This window comes from Magnetococcus marinus MC-1 (assembly GCF_000014865.1).
GTDB classification, from domain to species: Bacteria; Pseudomonadota; Magnetococcia; order Magnetococcales; family Magnetococcaceae; genus Magnetococcus; species Magnetococcus marinus.
Genome location: NC_008576.1, coordinates 4505906 through 4526566, shown reverse-complemented (window position 1 = coordinate 4526566; position 20661 = coordinate 4505906). Strand labels below are relative to the sequence as shown.

The 20661-nt window shown below is 57.1% G+C and carries 17 protein-coding genes; 8 read left to right on the top strand and 9 right to left on the bottom strand.

Features of this window, described 5'->3' with window-relative positions; translation table 11 throughout:
• Window positions 1-37 precede the first annotated feature (37 nt).
• The 8 genes from MMC1_RS18495 to MMC1_RS18460 form a co-directional block, all read right to left on the bottom strand.
• Window positions 38-994 (bottom strand): O-fucosyltransferase family protein, encoded by a 957-nt coding sequence (locus MMC1_RS18495; RefSeq protein ID WP_011715145.1) that lies wholly within the window; start codon window positions 992-994, stop codon window positions 38-40.
• Window positions 995-1267: 273 nt separating this feature from the next.
• Window positions 1268-1957, bottom strand: coding sequence for a potassium channel family protein (locus MMC1_RS18490; RefSeq protein ID WP_011715144.1), 690 nt, complete (start codon window positions 1955-1957; stop codon window positions 1268-1270).
• A 21-nt stretch (window positions 1958-1978) separates the two neighbouring features.
• Window positions 1979-3358 carry a TrkH family potassium uptake protein gene (locus MMC1_RS18485; RefSeq protein ID WP_049757759.1) on the bottom strand — a complete coding sequence of 460 codons (1380 nt, stop codon included), beginning with the start codon at window positions 3356-3358 and terminating at the stop codon, window positions 1979-1981.
• 109 nt (window positions 3359-3467) lie between these two features.
• Window positions 3468-5348, bottom strand: a complete 1881-nt coding sequence (locus MMC1_RS18480; protein WP_011715142.1) for a sensor histidine kinase — start codon at window positions 5346-5348, stop codon at window positions 3468-3470.
• 211 nt (window positions 5349-5559) lie between these two features.
• Window positions 5560-6888, bottom strand: a complete 1329-nt coding sequence (locus MMC1_RS18475; RefSeq protein ID WP_011715141.1) for a sigma-54-dependent transcriptional regulator — start codon at window positions 6886-6888, stop codon at window positions 5560-5562.
• Window positions 6889-7168: 280 nt separating this feature from the next.
• Window positions 7169-8011: a phosphate/phosphite/phosphonate ABC transporter substrate-binding protein gene (locus tag MMC1_RS18470; protein WP_143711465.1), complete on the bottom strand. Its 843-nt coding sequence runs from the start codon at window positions 8009-8011 to the stop codon at window positions 7169-7171.
• A gap of 297 nt (window positions 8012-8308) precedes the next feature.
• A complete protein-coding gene (locus tag MMC1_RS18465; RefSeq protein ID WP_011715139.1) occupies window positions 8309-8653 on the bottom strand; it encodes a DUF190 domain-containing protein in 345 nt (114 codons plus the stop codon).
• A gap of 20 nt (window positions 8654-8673) precedes the next feature.
• The gene (locus tag MMC1_RS18460) at window positions 8674-9249 is read right to left on the bottom strand and encodes a hypothetical protein (protein ID WP_011715138.1); all 576 of its coding nucleotides are present in this window, start codon (window positions 9247-9249) and stop codon (window positions 8674-8676) included.
• A gap of 219 nt (window positions 9250-9468) precedes the next feature.
• Here MMC1_RS18460 and MMC1_RS20735 point away from each other — a divergent pair, with 219 nt between their 5' ends.
• Both MMC1_RS20735 and MMC1_RS18450 read left to right on the top strand, forming a co-directional pair.
• Entirely contained in the window at window positions 9469-10275 is an 807-nt protein-coding gene (locus MMC1_RS20735) for a type II secretion system protein (RefSeq protein WP_011715137.1), read from the top strand.
• A 13-nt stretch (window positions 10276-10288) separates the two neighbouring features.
• Window positions 10289-11089, top strand: coding sequence for a hypothetical protein (locus tag MMC1_RS18450; protein WP_011715136.1), 801 nt, complete (start codon window positions 10289-10291; stop codon window positions 11087-11089).
• 84 nt (window positions 11090-11173) lie between these two features.
• On the opposite strand, the gene hisC is transcribed toward MMC1_RS18450, so the two are convergent.
• A complete protein-coding gene (gene hisC / locus MMC1_RS18445; protein WP_041641455.1) occupies window positions 11174-12259 on the bottom strand; it encodes a histidinol-phosphate transaminase in 1086 nt (361 codons plus the stop codon).
• A 195-nt stretch (window positions 12260-12454) separates the two neighbouring features.
• Here hisC and MMC1_RS18440 point away from each other — a divergent pair, with 195 nt between their 5' ends.
• The 6 genes from MMC1_RS18440 to bamB all read left to right on the top strand — a co-directional run bounded on the left by MMC1_RS18440 (window position 12455) and on the right by bamB (window position 20419).
• Window positions 12455-14188 carry an NAD+ synthase gene (locus MMC1_RS18440; RefSeq protein ID WP_011715134.1) on the top strand — a complete coding sequence of 578 codons (1734 nt, stop codon included), beginning with the start codon at window positions 12455-12457 and terminating at the stop codon, window positions 14186-14188.
• Window positions 14189-14313: 125 nt separating this feature from the next.
• The gene (locus MMC1_RS18435; RefSeq protein ID WP_011715133.1) at window positions 14314-16014 is read left to right on the top strand and encodes a helix-turn-helix domain-containing protein; all 1701 of its coding nucleotides are present in this window, start codon (window positions 14314-14316) and stop codon (window positions 16012-16014) included.
• A gap of 21 nt (window positions 16015-16035) precedes the next feature.
• Window positions 16036-17151: a flavodoxin-dependent (E)-4-hydroxy-3-methylbut-2-enyl-diphosphate synthase gene (gene ispG, locus MMC1_RS18430; protein ID WP_011715132.1), complete on the top strand. Its 1116-nt coding sequence runs from the start codon at window positions 16036-16038 to the stop codon at window positions 17149-17151.
• Between the two features lie 6 nt (window positions 17152-17157).
• On the top strand, window positions 17158-18393 hold the full coding sequence (hisS, locus tag MMC1_RS18425) for a histidine--tRNA ligase (protein ID WP_041643293.1): 1236 nt from the start codon (window positions 17158-17160) through the stop codon (window positions 18391-18393).
• 118 nt (window positions 18394-18511) lie between these two features.
• Complete coding sequence (locus MMC1_RS18420) at window positions 18512-19219, top strand: tetratricopeptide repeat protein (protein ID WP_011715130.1); 708 nt, start codon at window positions 18512-18514, stop codon at window positions 19217-19219.
• A gap of 15 nt (window positions 19220-19234) precedes the next feature.
• Window positions 19235-20419, top strand: a complete 1185-nt coding sequence (bamB, locus tag MMC1_RS18415) for an outer membrane protein assembly factor BamB (RefSeq protein WP_160162737.1) — start codon at window positions 19235-19237, stop codon at window positions 20417-20419.
• Window positions 20420-20661: the final 242 nt, after the last annotated feature.

The window sequence follows — 20661 nt, the reverse complement described above, 5'->3', positions numbered from 1 at the left end:
GCTCTACCCATTGCTACCGTACAAGCAGGTTGATCGCTCAGGGGGCCGTGTTATCGAGCCAAGAGAGAAAATTTTTCTCCGTCCGTTCGGGTAGTGCCTCGATGCGCGGCACCGGTTGCAACGCCTTGTTTTCGTGCAGGCAAGAGAACCACGCAGGGGAGCGTTGCCCATAGAGTTGACTCATACTTAGGCCGGGGTTGTGTTGTTCCATGACCGGCAGCGGTAAGAGCGCCACAGAGGCGGGTCCCAACACATTGGCCCCATAGTGGGAGAAGGTGGACATGGGGGTGGTGATCACCACCGGGCTGCACGCCAGGGCAAACAGATCCAACACCGGATTGGTGGCCGAGAGATGGCCACCTCCTGGATTAAACCTGCCGCTGGCCAGGGAGGGCAGCAGATTAAACTGGGTGCGGAGTTGGTGTTCCTCGGTTGCGCTAAGGTTGTTGTGGCTCAGGTAGAAAACCACGTGGCCATAGCGTTTTTGTACTTGGTCCATGGCATATTGGTACCACCACAAAGGTACCTGTGGATGGCGCGCAGCATGAATGTCATAACGGCTGGGATCCCCCGCTTGAAAATCCCCCCGACGGATGTGTACACCAACCACCAAGGCCTCTTTGGCCTGCTCAAACAGGGCCCGTAGTTGCGCCCGTCCGGCAGCGGCCAGACCAATACGCCCCATGGTGGGCATAAACAGCCGGTCTAAAATCTCAGCATCGCCGCCAACCGTACCCCGTTGAATTAAGACACGCTGTTTACCCAACTGGTGAAACGCCGCGGGCGAGGGATCACGCAGCTTAACCCCCATCCATTTATCAATGGGGTTATAGTGCCACCGTTTGGCCCCTTTAATGTGGAGCAGATCCAACTCGGGCCAATCCACGCAGACGGTATGACCAAACTGCTCTTGATAGGCAAAACAGAGCACCAGACCTTCTAGCCGGTTGCACAATCCCGTGTAGTTGCTGCTCACAATCCGTTTAAACCACATCTGCTGTTTAGCCTCGTTTTAAATTTAACCCATGGTATCTGCAAAATTCCATAACCTGCGGACAAGCCCCATGTTTTATAGGTTGGCACTGGTTTACACGGCTCATCATGCCATGTATTGCACACAATAACCATGGTATGCTCCTGGGCAAGCCACGGGGCGGCGTTGTGTCATGTTGGTCGTATCCCAGACGGGTCCGTCCATTTTATCCGTCTACGTGCAGATGGTCTTGCCGCTCTTTGGTCTTAAAATATCGCCTTAAACCGAGGTGTCCTACGCCCCATTCGCGGTGCCTAGACGTGATACTCGGACGAGATGTTCATGGGCACCCATCAAGACCAAATTATCTCCCAGGTGTAACACGGTGTCCGCCGGCGGGTTGACCAGCGTTGCTCCGCTCTCCTGCCGGTCCGCCGCCGCACGCTGTACAGCTAGAACGCTGATACCCCATTTGCGCCGCAGATCCAGGGCACGCAGGTCTCGCCCGGCGAACTCCCCGGGGCAGGACCACTCCACCACCGCGATATTCTTGTCCAAGGGCAGCATCTCCACCAGGTTGCCGTGCAACAGCCGGTTGGCGGTACGGATGGCGATGTCGCGGTGGGGAATGATCACCTCTGTGGCTCCCACGGCCAAAATGGCATCGCCTTGTCGCTCCGAATCCACCTGCACCAGGATCTTTGGAATCCTCCGCATTTGCAAAGAATGGGTCGTCAGCACCGCGATATCAAAGGCACGTCGGATGGCGATGACCGCCACATCCACGTCGTAGGCCCCCACGGCCTCCATGGCATGTTCGTCGGTGGCATCGCAGCAGATGGCCCGGGCGACGTGGTCCTTCACCGCATCCACCGCGCGGTCATCGATGTCAACCGCTAGAACCACGCCGCCGCCGTTGGCCAACGCCAACGCCGCCTGCCGCCCGAAAGCACCCAACCCAGCGACTAGAAACCGCTCGTTCATGTGTTATCCTTTTCCTATCCACTATCCAACGTTGACGGACTCGTCAGGCAGTTTGTAGCGCTCCCGGGGCCGTCGTCCCATCAGCGTTAGCCCCAATACCAGAGGACCCAGGCGACCCACAAACATCAACACAATGATGATTACTTTGCCGATGGCAGAGAGCCCCGCTGTCACCCCGGTGGACAATCCCACGGTCGCCAAGGCGGAGACCGTCTCGAACAGCAACGCCAGACTTCGGTCGTGGGCGGGGTCGTAAGCCTGCAACCCCGTTTCGCTGATCAACAGGGCAAGAAATCCAGCCACCGCCAGTACCGCGAAAGCCGCGAAGGTCAGCATGGCGGTGAGTACCGCCTGAGCGGGGATTGTTCGGTCTAGAAATTCAACCCCCTCACGGTTGCGCAGCCGCGACATCAGCATGGCCGCCATAATTCCCACCGTGGTGGTTTTCATACCCCCCGCCGTGGAGCCCGGCGAGCCGCCCACCGCCATGAACAGGATCACCAGGTAGAGGGTAGGCGCGGTCAAGCGGGCGGTGTCGATGGTATTGAAACCAGCGGTGCGGGAGGTGATCGAGAGGAACAGCGCCGACAACGCCGACGAGACCCCGTTCTCCCCGGCCGCTGTGCCACCCTGCTCCAGCAGGAAGAACAGCACCGTGCCAAGCGGAACCAGAATACCGGTCATGATCAGGACCATCCGGCTGTGTAGGGAGAGCCGCCCCGGTTGTCCCCGCCGCCAGAGCACCAGACGATGAGAGAGGTCGGTGAAGACAACAAATCCCAATCCGCCGGTGACGATCAATCCCATAATGGTCAGGTTGACCAGCGGATCGTCCCGGTAGGGCATCAGGCTGTCCGAGAGCAGGCCAAAACCCGCGTTGCAGAAGGCGGAGATGGAGTAGAAAATTCCCATCCAGAGCGCCTCGGTAAAGGGCATCTCCAAGGCGAAACGCCCGGTCAGTAGCACCGCGCCAACGCCCTCCAGGGCAAAAGTGAAGAGCACGATGTGCCGCAGCAGGGCACCGGGATGGACCTCCCCAGGGAGTGTACCGTGGGTGGTGGCCAACATGGCCCTGCGCATGAAATCGAGCCGTCCCCCCTGAATGGCGATAAAAAAGTTGGTAAAGGTCAGGAAACCCAATCCACCGACCTGGATCAGCGCCAGAATGACAGCTTGACCCAGAAAGGAAAAATCCTGCCCGGTATCCAGAGTGACCAGCCCGGTCACGCAGACGGCAGAAGTGGAGGTAAACAGGGCATCCAGCCAGGAAACCGGATGGCCAGCGGGATCGGCTGCCGACCAGGGGGTAAACAGCAGCAGCGCACCGATGATGATGACCATCGCAAAGGATTGGACCACCAAGCGGACGCCGTCCACTTCGTTACGTATCAACACAGCCACGGTTCACCTCTTGTTCCGCGTCGAAGAGCACAGGACGACCACCCTCTACGCGTCCGGTGGTTGCAAAAGTCGATGGGCCAAGGTAGCCGTTCCCCCTGACGAGGGCTGCTCATGGGCAGGCTCCTAGCGTGGTGTCTGGCCGTGCTGGCGGACGCTCCACTGCGGGCAGGGTAAAGGTGAAGACGGCTCCGCCGCCTGGAGCGCCTGCTACGCCGACCTCGCCATTATGAGCACGGACAATCTCCCGCACGATGGTCAGGCCTAGGCCTACTCCGCTGTCGGGGCACTGGCCCGTGCCACGCCAGAAGGGTTCAAAGACCTGCGTCCGATCCTCCACGGCGACGCCGCAACCGCTGTCTGTCACCAAGAACCGGACCATGCCTACTTCGGAAATGGCGGAGACCGTCACCGCGCCTCTGGGTGGGGTATGGCGCAGCGCGTTGGCCAATAGGTTGTCGAAGACATGCGCCAGGCGCGGGGAATCCGCCAACACCTCTGGAAGATCGGCAGGAACCCGAACATTCAGCGCGATTCCGCGCCGGTTGGCGTCCTCTTGATGGATGCGCGTGGCCTCTTCCGCCAACCACTGGGGACGGACCGCCTCTCGGTTGAGCCTTCTGAATCCGGCCTCGGCTCGGTGAATGTCCAGCAGGTCATCGAGGATCTTCACCATGCGTTCACTTTCGTCCCGGGCTGTTTGCAGTAGATCCTCCTGACGCGCCGTCAGTGGTTCCGACGCCTCCTGTAGCAGCAGATGCAAGGACATACGCAAGGCCGTTAGCGGCGTCTTTAACTGATGGGAGACCGTGCCTACCACACTACGCTTCAGCTCCCGCTGTTCTCTGACTTGGGTGAAGTCCTTGAGGATGATGGCCACACCAACAGGTTCGGTGGCGGTGCCGGTCTGGTTCTCTGTCAGGGAGTGGATGGGAGTGGCCAGTGGACGAAAAAACCGTTCCTCGCCATCCACGAATCGCTGGATCAGGTCGTCTGGATTAGGGGGTTCTTGGGGCGTGGCCTCCAACAGCGCTTTTTCAGCCAATTCCTGGATCATCTCCAAGCCAGATTCACGCAGTGGCAATCCAGATTTCAATCCGAACCAATGCTCTGCTAAAGTGGAGGCCTCTTCTATGCGGCCCTCTGCATCCACGATTGCCACCGTCACCGGCAGTGCCTGGAACACCTCGCCCATAGCTTGCCGGTTGCGTGCCACGTCCCGTTGGTCGCGGCGGCGCAGTTCGCGGATCGTGGCAGCCATGGCATTAAACCCGCTGGCCAAACGGGCAAACTCATCGCGCCCGCCAACGGAGAGCACCAGATCGAAGTTGCCGCCCCGAATCTCCTCCACCGAACGGGTCAAATGGCGTATTGGGTGCAGAATCCAGAGCTGGATCAGATGACCAAAGAGTATGGTTGTCAAGCCGCAAGCGAGCAGTGACCACAGGATCACCCGAGCGGTCAGAGCTGCCTTGGCGCGGGCACGATCATTGGCCTCGGACATGTTACTCTGGTTCATCTCCAACAGCGCATTGGCCAGGGATTTGATCTCCTGAAAACGCGGCAACAGGCGGGCAAAATAGTCGGTCCGGCGGGACGCCTCCTCCCGAGCGGGATCAACCACGGTGGGAATGGTTTCAATAAACGCGTCGAACGCTCGGGAGAGCCGTTCGGCTGTCTCCTGTTCACCTGGCAGGGTGATGTTGCCCATCTCCACATCCAGGGCCTTGCGGAAGTCGGCAATGCCTGCGTCGAGGATAGCGGCACCTTCATGCCCACGTCCGGCAAAATGGAACAGCACGCCGCTGTCCATACGTTCCAGCGCCTCCTTCATCTCTTGGCTGGCGATGACACTGCGGTAGTTCTCCCGCAGAATGACATCCACCGCCTCGCCGAGTTCGGTGAGATGGGCCAGGATCACCAGCCCAGACCCCGCCACGGTGGCCAGCATGACCACCCACACGGCCAGAATTTTTGACCGGATTCCGTACATTTGGCTCTCCCGATACCATGATCAAGGACACGATTCTGCTGCCACTCCCTAAGCAAGACGAGGGCCATGGATATGATCTTTAAATATCAATATGTTATGCATATAATAAGGAGAAATCACCTTGCAAACCTCAAGGATTTCAGAGCATGGTCTTGCATTTTGCAAGGTTGTGGGAAAAGCAGTCGCGCAGGTGAGCGCCGCGCGGTCAGGGTCAGATGCTGTACTGACGTCGTTTGCGCCACAGGGTGGCTTGGTCCACCCCCAGGATCTCCGCCGCATCTTGAAAGGTACGGGTATTGCCGAGCACCAGCCGGATGTGGCGCTCCTCTACGGCCTCCAGGGAGACGGGATCGCCCAACATGACCGGGTTGTTTTGGGGGGTGAGGGAGGGTGGTAAGTCGGGCAGGTCAATGCGGTCGCTGGTGCAAAGGATGGCTGCCCGCTCCAGAGCGTTGCGCAATTCCCGGACGTTGCCAGGCCAAGCGTGTTCCCGCAGCGCACGCAGTGCGGCGTCAGTGAATCCCTGCAAGTTTTTGTGACACTGGGCGGCGAAGAAGGGCAGCAGAGCGGCCGCCAACGCCTCCACATCATCTGGACGCTCCGCCAGGGAAGGCATGCGGATTTCGAACACCGCTAGGCGGAAGTACAGATCTTCGCGGAACCGACCCTCCCGCACCGCCCGCTCTAGATCAGCGTTGGTGGCGGCGATGATGCGTACATCGGCATGGCGGGTGTGGGATTCCCCCACCCGTTCATATTCCCGGTCCTGGAGAAAGCGCAACAGTTTGGGCTGTACCGCAAGGGGCAGGTCGGCGATTTCGTCCAGAAATAGGGTACCTCCTTCGCAGGCGGCAATACGCCCTGGCGCGTCCCGCACGGCATGGGTGAAGGCCCCCCGAATATGGCCGAACAGTTCACTTTCCAACAGATCATGGGAGAGAGAGGGGCAGGAGACAACGCCGAAGGGTTTGTCCCAGCGGTCGCCCCAGTTGTGAATGGAACGGGCCAATACCCCCTTGCCGGTTCCGCTCGCCCCCAGCAACAGGACGGTGGAGGGGGTGGGTGCCACCTGCCGCGCTAAATGGATGGCCCGCACCATCTCTGGATGTCGGGAGTGCAGATGCGCTGCGGGTTCGGTACGGGCCAGATCGGCGCGTAATCCTTCTACCTGCCGTTGCAGTCGGCAGACCGTTTCCGCTCGTTGCACCATGAGTAGGATCTGTTCGGGGGTGAACGGCTTTGGCAGATAATCCACCGCACCCCGGCGCATGGCCTCTACGGCGGTGGAGATGGTGGCGTAGGCGGTGATGACCGCCACTTGGATACCTGGCGCGTTGTTCAGCAATTCGGGAATCAGATCCAGGCCATCGTCGGTGCCCAGGCGCAGATCCAGGAACGCCAAGTCGAACCCTTGCCGCTGAGTAACGTCCCGGGCATCTCGAGCGTTGCCGACGGCCGCCACCCGATGTCCGGCCCCTTCCAGGCAGTAGGCGATGGTCTTGCGGATGTTGAGTTCGTCGTCGATGACCAAAATGTTCATGGTAGGTGGTTGTGGAGCATGCGGATCGGAAGATAAGGTTTGCCTGTGGCTCGCATGATGATCTTTTCACGTTGAAGGGTGTTCCGCCACGCTACTGGAAGAGGGGAAGAACCAATCTCGAGAACCCGTCTGAACTTCATGGTGGCCTATGCAAAGGATCATAGCTTCGATTGCCACCCAAATCCAGGGAAGCCATAGGGTCAAGGTTCTCAAGGGCAAGCAGGTTCTTGTCAAACGTCGCTTCGAGGCGACCTTCGCTTTGTCAGGGCCTGTGCGCCCCTTACTGCCCGATTAAACGCCCCAGACGTTCCTCCACATGGAGCTGTCGCACATCGTCCCAATCTTCATGGTGAGCGACGACCAACCCCTTAAAGTTAAGGGCCTTGAGCAGTGGTTGAGCCGCACTATCCTGCGCCATGTTGAGCATGGCCTGTTGGAGTTTTTGCACCATGACGGAATCTAACCCCGGTCTGGCGGCAAAGGCATGGGGGGTATAACCTTCGGTGGTCCAGAGCACTTTAAGCTGGGCGCGTATTTGGGGATCCACATTACCCAGGGTGCGTTGTATCCCCCCGCCTGCGGTAAAGAGTCCTTTAGCCACCGAGCGATAAACCGAATCATGGGACGACACATAGTGGGCGTCGAAGCGGATACCCTGTTGAGCCAGCTGGCTACGGGGTAACACACTGGCGGCAAAAGCGGCGGGTGCGGGAAAGGCCAGTGCCTTGCCAGAGAGCTCTTGTAAAGCGGTGATGGGGCTATCCTTACGCACCACCATAAGCCCTTTAATCCGCTTATCCTGTTGTTTGGCAAAGGCTCGGTAACCGGGCGTTTGGCCAAATACGGTGTAGTGATAGGGGTTCATGTAGGCGATATCATAGCGCGCTTCGCCCACCCGTTTTTCAAACTCGGGTATGTTGGGGGCGGTGCGAAAGCGTAAGGTATAACCGGTTTTTTCGCTTAAATAGTGCAGCATCGGAATCCAATTTTGCGCCAATTTAAGGGCGGATTGCTGGGGGACAATGCCAAATTGCAAGGTGGTGTCAGGTTCGTGTTGGGCCCAAGCGCTGGTGGCTGTCACCATGGCCAAGGCAAATAGGCTCAGTGAGGTTTTGATTTGCATGACAAACTCCCTTGCGTTGTTTGGGGTCGGAGTCTGCACCATGCCCGGCTCCTTGCTTTATCTATCTCAAGGGCCATGCCATGCTATATATATATGAAAATGAAATGATTTTGTTTATTGATAAAGGTAGGGTCATGCGCTTTTCATTGCAAAATGCAAAGCCGCTCTTGAAATTTGCAAAGGGGGGGGATAAGCGTTTGGTCGTAGGGGCAGAGGCAAAAGCGTATTGCTTAATCGGTGGGATAGCATGAAGGCGCATCCATCACCCGGCGGGCACACCGCGAGGCGAGGGATGCCTTAATCTTGGTTGAGGGGTTGGTGAATAATCTCCACCGGTTGCAGCAGCACCAGACAGCCTTCGAGCAGGGGTTGTAGATCCAGGGCCAGTTGACGTAGCTGGCTTTCATCATGGATCGCTTCGAGCATGAGGGGTAGATGCTCGGAGAGACGCAGCAGGGAGGTGGCATGCATCTGCTGATGGCTGCCATAGCCCATGACCCCACGATAGAGGGTTGCTCCAGGCACACCAGCCTCTTTGAGGCGCTCCATCAGCACACCAGAGAGGGATGGACCACCTAGGCCGGTGTGGTCATCCTCGTTTAGGTAGATGCGCAGCAGTGCCAGATGTTGCGATGCGCCCATGGTGGGGTCTCCGTGGTGCATTAAAAGGCAATCAACAGGTAGAAGAACAGGATAACACTGATGGCGAGTTGCACGATCATGCCCAGTTCCCAGCCGTCGGTACTGCGGCGGCGGCGCTTGGTTTTGAGGGTCAGACCGGTCGCGGCGCTAAGGATGACAAAAGGAGCCAGCATGGTGGCATAACCCATCATGGTGGTATCATACTTGGGGGTGTTGGATATATTGTAAGCCTGGGTAAAAAAGGTGGCAAAATTGGGCAGCCCCAGGTGGATAAAGATCAACATAGCGACAAACAGCAGCCAGCCGATCACATACAGCGCGACAATGCTTTTTAGGATAACATCCATGCCCTTACGGCGGTTTTTATCCCCCACATAGAGGGTGCTGGTTTTTTTACGGCGCGCCTCATGGTAGGCATGGGCTTTGGCCAGAGCGGGATCTTTGGCCACCTGTTCCTGCACGGCGGTAAGGGGTGCTGTGGGTGCCCCTGCGGGTGGAACGGGTGCCCCGGTGGCGGCTGTGGCAGCGGGGACCGCCGGTTGAGGCGCCACAGGTTGGCTTGGGGCTGTGGGGCTTGGTGCAGGGGTTTCAGCCATGAAAAAGTCTCCAGCAGGGGTGTTTTTTTTAAACGGGCATGCCACCGGATTTAGATCCATGGCCACACAGTTATGATACGACTAAAAAGCCAAGGGCAACAAGCGGCTTTGGCGAATAGGGGTTGTGGTCAACCTCGCTAAAAGCGAGAATAGTAGGGCGTAGACCGGGTTGGTCACGGCGCGATCCCTTTAAATAACCCTTTTAACGGGAGCTGACCTATGTCAGGCCGTTTTGTTAAGTTACAGGCTCAACACGGTTTTACCATGATTGAGCTCTCGATGGTATTGGTGGTTGTGGGGCTGTTGATTGCAGCCAGCATCAGTCTGCTGCCCGGCACCCAGCAATCCCTGGAATTAAAAGAGACCAAGAGCATCCTCAAAGAGATGAAGGCCGCCTTAGTGGGCTACGCGGCAGCGAATGGTCATTTACCCTGCCCAGATATGAATGCCACACCAGATGGCACGGAAGATCGAACGGGTGCTGTGTGTGATGGTGCCGTGGGTTTTTTCCCCTATCGAACCTTGGGCTTAGGTAATGGGGTAGATGCCTGGGGTGGGCATGTGGTCTACGGCATTCACGATGCCAATGCACAAGGGGATTTAACGGACAACAGTGTGAATATGTGCTTGGATACTTCAGAGCTGGTGAAGCTTTCAAAATTAGATCTGATTAACGATCTCAATAGTGGTGTGCGCATCAGTAAAATGATTACCCAGGATCTTGGTGCCAACCCCAGCATCAATTTTAGCTGTGTGGATGCTGACAGTATGGCCGTGGCGTTGATCTTGATCAGCAAGGGTCCAACGGATGCCAACGCCAACGGGGATGGGGCCACCACCTACACCAAACGCTTTGACGGCAACAATGAAGATGTGTTGGCAGATAGCTGTTTCGACACTCCAGAGCGTGTGTGGTTTTTGCCGAATGTGGATACCACCACGGCGGTTCCCGCCACCAGTTATGATGACGTGGTGGAGGTGATGGGTTTTACCTCGCTCTACGCCAAAGCCTGTTTGACACCGTAGGGGAGGGCGAATCATGGCTTGCCATTCCCGCAGCGGGATAAGCCGGTGGCGCAGTGAAGAGGGGGGTTTTATCTTCTATTTTGCCATTATCTTGCTCTTCACCAGCCTGACCACCAGCGTGATTATCCGCTGGGTGAGCCGCACCCAGATGGAGGGGCGCACCAACACGGTGCGTGAGCACGGCCAATATCTGCTACTGGCCCGCGACACGGTCGAAGGCTTTGCCGCCATCAACTACCGCTTGCCCTGTCCGGCCTCAGACCTGCTGGGTGTGGAAGATTGCAAGGATGACGCTGCGAATACGGTCATGACGGGTTATCTGCCGTGGCGAACTTTAGGTTTGTTGTCAAGTTCTGGGTTCTACGGGAAAAATGTACCGAAATATGCGGTTCATTCAAATGGAGCCACCGTTGATTCAGCGACCAGTCCAGACCAGACCGATTTAACATCGGGGGATGGTGCGACGACAAAGCCACCCAATCTTAAGAATTTATGCGATTCACTGACTTTATTGATCGGTGATAATAGCAATGCATATATATATACAGACAACGGCGTAGGAACAACGGTGGGGATTCCCTTCATTATTGTACATAGTGGTATCTATGACCGAGATGGCGACGGGGATCTCTATGATGGCCTAAATGGAGATAATCCCAGTGTGCTTGATTTTGAGACATCCGAACAGGCACGGGAAGGTGAGCAGGGCCAGTATGACGACTGGGTGGTTCACAGTGGCACGGGCCGTTCTAATTCCCCCTTTTTAGATATGTATAACATGCTCAAAAAGGTTGATTCGGTAAACTGTCCATAAGGTTGTCTTTTGTGAGCAAAGATTCAAAACAAAGGCCAATGCAGCGCAGCACCGGCCTTTGTTTTCAGCAATCCCATGACCGGTTCAGGCCACCTTCATAATCTCATCAATGGCGGTCATCAACAGAGCCATCTCCTCTTCGGTGCCGATGGTGATGCGCAAAAATTCTGACAGTTGCGGAATGCTGCCAAAGTAGCGAATTAAGATCCCGCGTTTTTTTAAGGACTCCAGCCACTGCAAGCCATCCAGCCCCCCCTGGGGAACGCGGGCCAAGACAAAGTTGCCGTAGCTATCCTTAACTTCAAACCCACGCTTGCGTAACTGGGTGGTGGTCCATTGGCGTTGCTGCTTGATACGCGCTATCAGCGGGGCATAATCCGACCAGTTTTCATAGGCCGCCAACAGCGCCGCCTGGGCCACCCGGTCCACGTTGTAGGAGTCGCGCACCTTGTGCATCTGCAACGCCACATCGGCATGCATAAAACCGATGCCAATCCGCATGCCCGCCAATGACAGAGATTTGGAGGCACTGCGGGTGATGATTAAATTGGGGTGGGCGGCCAACAGCGGCAAACCATGATCCTCGGCAAAATCCCCATAGGCTTCATCCAGCACCACCACCGCGCTCTGTGCAACCGCTTGGCAAAGGGCCGCTACCTGCTCCAGGGGTACCACATGGCCAGTGGGGGCATTGGGCCGGGTAACAAAAATAAGCTTGGGTTGCAGGGCCACCAGCCCCTCTAGGGGTAGCCCCCCATCCGGTTGCCAGGGCACACTCCGATAGCAGCCACCCTGTATGGTCACTAACGCCTCATAGAGGGTGTAAGTGGGCTCCATGCTGGCAACCACCTGACCTGGGTCGATAAAGGTACGTAGCAGCATGGTTAACAGATCGTCCGAACCATTGCCCAAAATAATCTGCTCGGGGGTGAGTCCATGCCCCAACACCCGCGCGGCGGCTTCACGCACCCCATAGCCATCGGGACTGGGGTAGCGACGCAGGTTATCATGAATGGCGGCATGCATGGCCTGCTTGACGGCTTCGGGGGGGCCATAGGGGTTTTCATTGGTATTGAGCTTAATGACCTGCTCACCGGGTTTGGGTTGTTCACCCGGTGTATAGCCCGCCATAGCCAAAATTTCAGGACGCACCCACTGCTGTACGCTCATATCATGATCCATTTCTTTGCCTGATTGGCTATATCCTGTCGTGTACCGTTGGAAAACAGTAGTCCAGGGGTTAAAATAGGTAAGTTTAGGGTCTGTCGACCCCGATGACAAGTGAGAGGTTTATGCTCATGAGGCCGTTGGTGGTGGGTTAAGCCCTGCTACGGCCCGGTTTCATTGAGTTACTGGAGTGGTACCATGGAATTTACCTTAGCGATTGCACAGATCAACGCCCATGTGGGCGCATTGGAAAAAAATCGACTGGCCATGGTGTCAGCCGCCAAACATGCACGCCGCATGGGGGCCAAACTGGTGCTTTTTCCAGAGCTGGCCCTAACGGGCTATCCACCGGAAGATCTGCTGCATAAACCTTCGTTTCTACGCCGGGTCGAGCAAGAAGAGCTGGAGCTGCGGGATGCGCTAAGAGAGATTGGTGTGGATGCCATCTACGGCGTGCCACGGCGCAATGCAGCGGGCACCCTATGGAACGCCGCAGCCTTGATCGAACAAGGTATCGAGAGCCAGCTCTGCATCAAACAGGCACTGCCCAACTATGGGGTGTTTGACGAGCGCCGCTATTTTGAGCCCGGTGGCGAGACCCACAGCTTTAACTATCAAGAGATCCCCATGGGGATCAATATTTGTGAAGATATTTGGCAAGCCAAGGGGGCCGCCGCCCAACTGGCTAGGCAAGGGGCCAAACTGATTATTAACCTGAACGCCTCACCCTATCGGGTGGGTAAGTGGCAGGATCGCGAAGAGATTATCCGCGCCCGGGTGCAGGAGACCGGCCTGCCGGTGATCTACGTAAACTTGGTGGGGGGGCAGGATGAACTGGTGTTTGATGGCGGCTCATTTGCCATGGACCACACCGGTAAACTGGTGGAACGTTGCCGCTTTTTCAGTGAAGAGCTGCGGCTGATGCGGGTTAAATGGGATGGTCAAAACCCCGTGGTGTGGGTGCCGGTACACGGTATTGACAATGGCCCGGTGCGGCTGGTGGCCCCCATGGAGGGCGGCGATTGGCGCGCCCCCCGTGCCCATGGTGAGGATGTCGAACCCCCCATGGAGCCTTTGCATGAGATCTATACCGCCATGAAAATCGGCCTGCACGATTATGTGCGTAAAAATGGATTTCAGGGTGTGGTATTGGGTCTATCGGGTGGGGTGGATTCGGCCTTAACGGCAGCGGTGGCGGTGGATGCCCTAGGGGCCGATAAGGTGGAAAGTGTGATGATGCCCTCTGCATTCACCAGTGGGGAGTCCCTGAGTGATGCCGAGCTTTGCGCAGCCAATTTAGGGATTAAGTTGGGTAATCTGACCATCGGCCCGCTGTTTGAGCTGTTTAAACAGACCCTGGCCGAGGAGTTTGCCGGACTGCCCGAGGATGTGACCGAAGAGAATCTTCAGCCCCGCATTCGGGGGACCCTGCTCATGGCGCTTTCCAATAAAAAGGGCACCCTACTGCTCACCACAGGTAATAAGAGTGAGATGAGCGTGGGTTATGCGACCCTGTATGGCGATATGGCGGGGGGCTATTCGGTATTGAAGGATCTGCTCAAAACCACGGTATTTGAGCTATGCGAATGGCGCAATGAACAGGCGCGTAAAGAGGGCAAGCCGCTGCCGATTCCGCAAAACATTATCGACAAACCCCCCACGGCGGAGCTGCGTCACGACCAGAAAGATACCGATTCACTCCCCCCCTACGATATTTTGGACACAATCCTGCATCATTATGTGGAGCTGGAAGAGGGGCTCGATGAGATTGTGGCCGCAGGGATAGAGCGGGCCGAGGCGGTGCGGGTGATCGCCATGGTGGACCGCAACGAGTATAAACGCCGCCAAGCGCCGCCTGGAGTGCGCATTGTTGATCGTAATTTTGGCAAAGCGCGGCGCTATCCTTTGACCAACGGTTTTAAGGTTCGCTAAGTAAAGGGGTATTAAGGGGTTACAAGGGAGGTACAAGATTCGGGTACCTTTTAGGGTGAGCTCTTAGGTAATAGCGTTGCAGCGGTTTAAGCATCATCAAAAGAGTGTTAAGTGGAGTACGTTAGATGGAGCAGGAAACCAAGTCCAAGGATGGTGCGGGAGAGAGCGGTCATACGGCGAGTCATCCTCTGCAACAGTTGGGGGCGGAGTTAAAACAGGCCCGTGAGGCCCGTGGATTAACCATTGAGCAGGTGCATCGAGCCACCCGAATTCGGGAAGGCCATTTGCAAGCCTTGGAGCAGGGCACGGCAGAGTTGCTGCCAGGACAGACCTTTGCCGTTGGTTTTATGCGCATCTACATTCGCTTTTTGGGGTTGGATGAGGCCCGCTTGATTGACCGTTTTAGCGCCGCGATGAGCTACCGACGGGTCAGTTTGGATACCGAATTTTTTGCACCCCCCACCGAAACCAGCCGAACCCGGCCCGGTGGCTGGTTGATCGTTATCAGCGTGGTGGTGTTGGCCATACTGTTTGGGGGTTATGAGTGGATCAATCGTCCCCCTCAAGATCCTCCGGTGGCGGTACCGGCGCCAGTCTCATCGCGCCTGTCAGAGCAAGAGAGTGATGAAGCCCAGTTGGATCGTACCGAAGCCTTGGATCAAAGTGAGGTACAACCCATCAATGGAGAAGGTGACATCAGCCCAGGTGCCCCCCCCCTAGATGGCACGGAGAGCACCCAGGAGCGTAACGATCCAGATGTGCAAAATGGCCTAGGGGAACCAGAAGAGCTCGCAGGTGGCACTGCTGAAGCGAGCAAGGATGAGGTAAAATCAATACCTCCCCCCATTTTGGTGGGGGAGCGCTCGGTTATGGTAACACCTCCCGTGACCGAGAATCTGTTGCGTCCGGCCCCGGTGGTTACCAAAGATCGGCCCAAGCCGGTGCCTGCGGTGCGGCGTACCCTCGCCGATACCCTCGATGAAGCCCGCCGTGTGGATGAAGCCCGCCGTGTGGAGCAAAACCTCGCAGAAGAGGCTCGCCGTAGCACTGAACAGGCTCGCGCTGAACAAGCCCGTACCGAACAGGCCCGCGCCGAACAGGCCCGTACCGCGGCCCAGGCCCGCGCGGCTGAGCAAGCCCGTGTGGCTGAAGCCCGTGCCGAACAGGCCCGTGCCGCGGCCCAGGCCCGCGCGGCTGAGCAAGCCCGTGTGGCCGAAGCTCGCGCCGAACAGGCCCGTGCCGCGGCCCAGGCCCGTGTGGCTGAGCAAGCCCGTGTGGCCGAAGCCCGCGCCGAACAGGCCCGTGCCGCGGCCCAGGCCCGCGCGGCTGAGCAAGCCTTACCCAACGATCTCATTTTCAAGCCCAAGGGGAGCAGTGGCACAGCAGTGGCCGGTTTAACCGATCTGTTCCAACAGGAAGCCTACAATCCGTTGGATGGTGTGTTTACCCCCAACAAACCCAGCAGACAGCTTGTGCAAGCGGTGGAGCCGGAGCCAGAACAGGCCCCCAAACGGGTGAGCACCACGTTAAGCACAGAGCGCAGTGATTATGATGTGATTATCCATGCGGCCAACCGGGTATGGGTACGCATCTATAATGACCATGGCTTTAAGCGTGAACTGTTTATCAATGCCGGTAGTCAATATGAGATTCCCAATGAGGGCGGACCCTATTATGTGCGTATTGGCGACGCAGGTAGTATCAGCTTTACCGTTAAGGGTAAGCATATTCCCCCGTTAGGGCGTCGTGGTACGCTGATCCGTAAACTTGAACTCCAGCCCGATGTGCTCATGGCCCGCTACGCCCAAGCGCAACAGGGCTTATAAACGATAAGGTTGGTAGAGCATATGGCCCATACCGTCTCCTTGGTGGCCCCTCGTCGTCAAACTCGGCCTGTGCAGGTGGGTTCGGTACAGGTGGGTGGGGATGCCCCCATCTCTGTGCAATCCATGACCAATACCGACACCCGAGATCTGCCGGCGACCCTGGCACAGATCCATGCCATTGCCCAAGCTGGGGCCGATTTGGTGCGGGTTTCCTGCCCCGATATGGCCTCGGCAGAAGCGGTAAAGGCGTTGGTGGCGCAGGCACCGGTGCCCCTGATTGCGGATATCCATTTTGATCATCGGTTGGCATTAAAGGCGTTGGCGTGTGGCATTCATTGTCTACGTATTAACCCCGGTAATATTGGCAGTACCGCACGGGTGCAAGAGGTGGTGGCCGCCGCGCGAGAACGTTGTGTGCCCATTCGTATTGGGGTCAATGCGGGCTCTTTAGAAAAGCAACTGCTGGAAAAATATGGCGAGCCCTGTGCCGAAGCCATGGTGGAGTCGGCTCTGCACCATATTCATATTTTAGAAGATCTAAATTACCCCGAAATCAAGGTTAGCCTAAAGGCCAGCGATGTGGGTATGACGGTAATGGCCTATCGCCAACTGGCGAGCAAGGTTAACTACCCACTGCACCTGGGGATAACCGAGGCCGGGGGCATGCGCAGTGGCTCGGTAAAATCGGCCATTGGTCTTGGGCTGTTGCTTGCGGAGGGAATCGGCGATACCCTGCGGGTCTCCCTGTCAGCAGATCCGGTGGAGGAGATTAAGGTTGGCTTCGATATCCTTAAATCCTTGGGGTTGCGCAGTTTGGGTGTCAATATTATCGCCTGCCCCACCTGTGCCCGACAAGAATTTAAGGTTATTGATGTGGTGGCCGAATTGGAGCGCCGTCTGGCCCATATTCGTGAACCGGTGACATTGTCAATCATCGGCTGTGTGGTCAATGGCCCCGGTGAGGCCAAAGAGACCATGGTGGGTGTGGTGGGGGGACAGGGCGAAAACCTGCTCTACCAACACGGCCAAACCATCGGTAAGCGTGGTGATGCCGAGCTGGTGGAAACGGTGGTGGAGCAGGTAGAAGCCATCGCCCAACAGATGCGGGCAGCCAAAGAGAAAGCAGAAGCGGAATAGAATATGATGATCCAACCCGTTCGCGGCGTCCGGGATATTATGCCCGATGAGAGTGTCCGCTGGCAGTTTATTGAATCGACCCTGCGCCGCGTGTTTGGCCAATATGGCTTTGGTGAGATACGCATCCCCCTGTTTGAAAAGACCGAACTGTTTGCCCGCGCGGTGGGCGAAACCACGGATATTGTAGAAAAAGAGATGTACACCTTTGAAGATCGGGGGGGGGAGTCCCTGGCCTTGCGTCCAGAGGGTACCGCTTCGGTGGTGCGGAGCTTTATCAACAATGGGTTAGACCGGCAACTGCCGTGGAAAGCGTACTATATCGGCCCCATGTTTCGTTATGAACGTCCTCAAAAGGGACGCTATCGGCAATTTCATCAGGCGGGGGCTGAGCTGTTTGGTGCCGAGGGACCCCTGGCCGATGCCGAGATCATGGCGATGGTGCTGCGTTCCCTGCAAGAGATTGGCATCGCGGGGCAACTGCAACTGGAGATCAACTCGCTGGGGTGTCCCGCGTGCCGCCCCGCCTATCGGGCGCAGTTGACCGACTATCTGCAAAGCCACCACGGGGCGCTCTGCGGCAACTGTCAAAACCGTTTGGAACGTAATCCCCTGCGGGTGCTGGACTGCAAAGTGGAGAGCTGTAAGGCCATTGCCAAAGAGGCCCCGAAAATGCGGGATCATCTGTGTGCAGGGTGTGACCACCACTTTGCCGGATTAACAGCCCATCTGGATGCCCTGCAACTGCCCTATGTGATCAATCCCATGATGGTGCGGGGACTGGACTATTATACCCGCACCGCCTTTGAGGTGACCACCAACGCGCTGGGCGCGCAAAACGCCGTGGCGGCGGGTGGTCGCTATGATGGTTTGGTCACCGAAATGGGGGGCAAGGCTACCCCGGCCATCGGTTTTGCCATGGGTCTGGAGCGGTTGGCGCTGTTGATGGATGAGAGCGCCATTGCCCCACCACTGCCTGCGCTGTATGTGGTTTCGCTGGAGGCCGACACAGCCGCCTTTGGTTTTGCCGAACAGGTGCGTGGGGCGGGTTTGGCGGTGGAGGTCAATCTGCAAGGTGGCTCCATGAAGAGCCAAATGAAAAAGGCTGGCCGCTCCAATGCCCGCTGGTGCGCCATCATCGGCCAGACCGAGGCACAAAATCAGCAGGTGGTGTTAAAAGATATGCAGGAGGGGGCGCAAGCCACCCTAAGCTGGGATGAGGCGCTGCACCGCATCCGTGCTTAAAGCCTGTGTGGGTAGGTCCGGCGTGTGGGCCTGTGGCGGCACCGCCCTAGGGCTTTACCACCGCTTGTATGGGACCGTTGGATTTTATTAGCGCCACTTTTGGTACAGGAGCAAACACGTGGCCCACCTTGACCATAACCAGGATCTGGTTTTTCAGGAAGTTGACGAACAGTTGGCGCAGGATCGCCTGCACAAGCTGTGGGAAAATTATAAAATATGGATTATAGGCAGTTTTATCGGCCTATTTGCCGGTTTGGCCATCTTTGTGGGGGTAAGGGACTACTACCGCGCCCAGGATCAGGATGCCTCGGATCGCTACATCCAAGCCTTGGAAGCGTTGGATAAAGATCAGCTCAAAGTGGCTGCGGAAGCCCTTAAAGGCTTGCAGACCAAACATGGCGAGCACGGTTATGGGCTGCTGAGCCATCTTAGCGAAGCGCAAATGCTGGCCAAGCAGGGGGATTTTGATGGGGCGGTGGCCAGTCTGGATCGGTTGATTACCCTTGCTAAGGCAGGTCAACCGGCAATGGCCGATCTGGCCCGCATCAATGCGGCCTATCTGTTAAGCAAACAACCGCAGCGGGCGATGGTTTATCTGGATGCCATGCGTGATCCCTCTGCCTATTCGGCCCATGCCTATGAATTACGCGGCGTGCTGGCGCAGGCGGCTGGGGATAATAAGCTGGCGCTGTCGCACTATCAAAAGGCCATGCAGTTCAACCCGCCCAACACCCTCTCGCAGCGTTTGATGGAACATATGGTGCGTATGGGTGGGATGGATGCGGTGAGAAAAGCACAACTGGTGGAACCCGCCAAAGCCGAATAAACAAAGGACATGAGCATGAGCGGAGTAGGGATGCGACAGGGTGCGGTGATCGCACTGGCTGTCTGCTTGGGTGGTTGTTCCACCATGGACAGCATGACCAACTGGTTTGGGGACGAGGGTGAGGTGGTCGCTGAACAACGTGCCTCCCTCTACACAGAGCCGGCACCGGGGGTGGGTAGCGGCCTGCATAAACAGTGGGACCGTTCCATAACTGGTTCACCAGAGACCCACCTATTGCAGCCACGGCACATCGCCTTTGATGGGGATAGTCTCTATGCGGCGGGCTATAGGGGAGATCTTGCACGCATTCAGCGTGACAGAGGCAACGTGGTCTGGAAACAGGATTTGGATGTCGAGCTGCGTGGTGGTCCTGCGGTAGATGGGGTTCACGTCTACGTAGGCACCGCAGAGGGTGAACTGGTTGCCATCTATCAAACCGACGGAAAGGTCGCGTGGCGGGCTGCCCTCTCGAGTTCAGCGGTTTCTGCCCCCTTGGTCCACAACGGGTTGGTGATGGTCACGACCCTGGATAACCGTACCTATGCGTTTGATGTCACCAGCGGGGAGCGGCGTTGGACCCACAGCTCGGTGCCGGAGGCCTTGACCCTTTTAGGGGCCTCGACCCCCACGGTGTTGGATGCCGACACCATCCTGGTTGGTTACTCTTCCGGTGAGGTGATGGCGGTCAATGCCATGACCGGGTTGACCAAGTGGAGCGATAATTTGGTGCAGATCTCAACCCAGCGTACCGAGTTGAGTAATTTACAGGATGTGGATGCTGATCCGGTGGTCGCCAATGGACAGCTCTATGTGGTCAACCATCGGGGTCAGTTGCGTGCGCTGTTGCCGTCCAATGGCTCCCATATTTGGCACCATAATGTCTCTGCCATTCGCCCTCCCTTGGTGATGGCTGGGCGTCTGGTGGTTGCGGATCTGGAGGGCTATCTCCGTGCCCTAAACCCACAGGATGGCACGCTGATCTGGAAAACCCAGGTCAGTGATGGGGTGTTGACCAAACCGGTTCAATTGGGCGATGGTCTCTATGTTGGGGATGATGCAGGACGCCTATTTCGTCTGGATCCTCTGACGGGCCGGGTGGTGGGACTGGATCAACTGGGGCAGCCGATCCTCTCCATGACCGTGGTGGGGGAGGGTGTGGCGCTCTGGAGCAACGAGGGTGATCTGTTCTGGATGAAGTAACCCCCCTTGAGGGTGGCACGCAGCAATCGAGCAAAGGGGAGAACCTAATATAGGTTCTCCTTTTTTTGTACACCATCTGCTTGGCCGAGGGGTTTGGGTTGATGGTCCATATAGGGTTTGGTACTCGGTCCGAGAGGGTACAAGCCATGGCATGACATAAGATAGCGCTGTTTTTGCGTTATCCACAGACAAAACCCCCTGTTTGTTAAAAACTCTGCTATATTAACAGCCCAATGAAACCT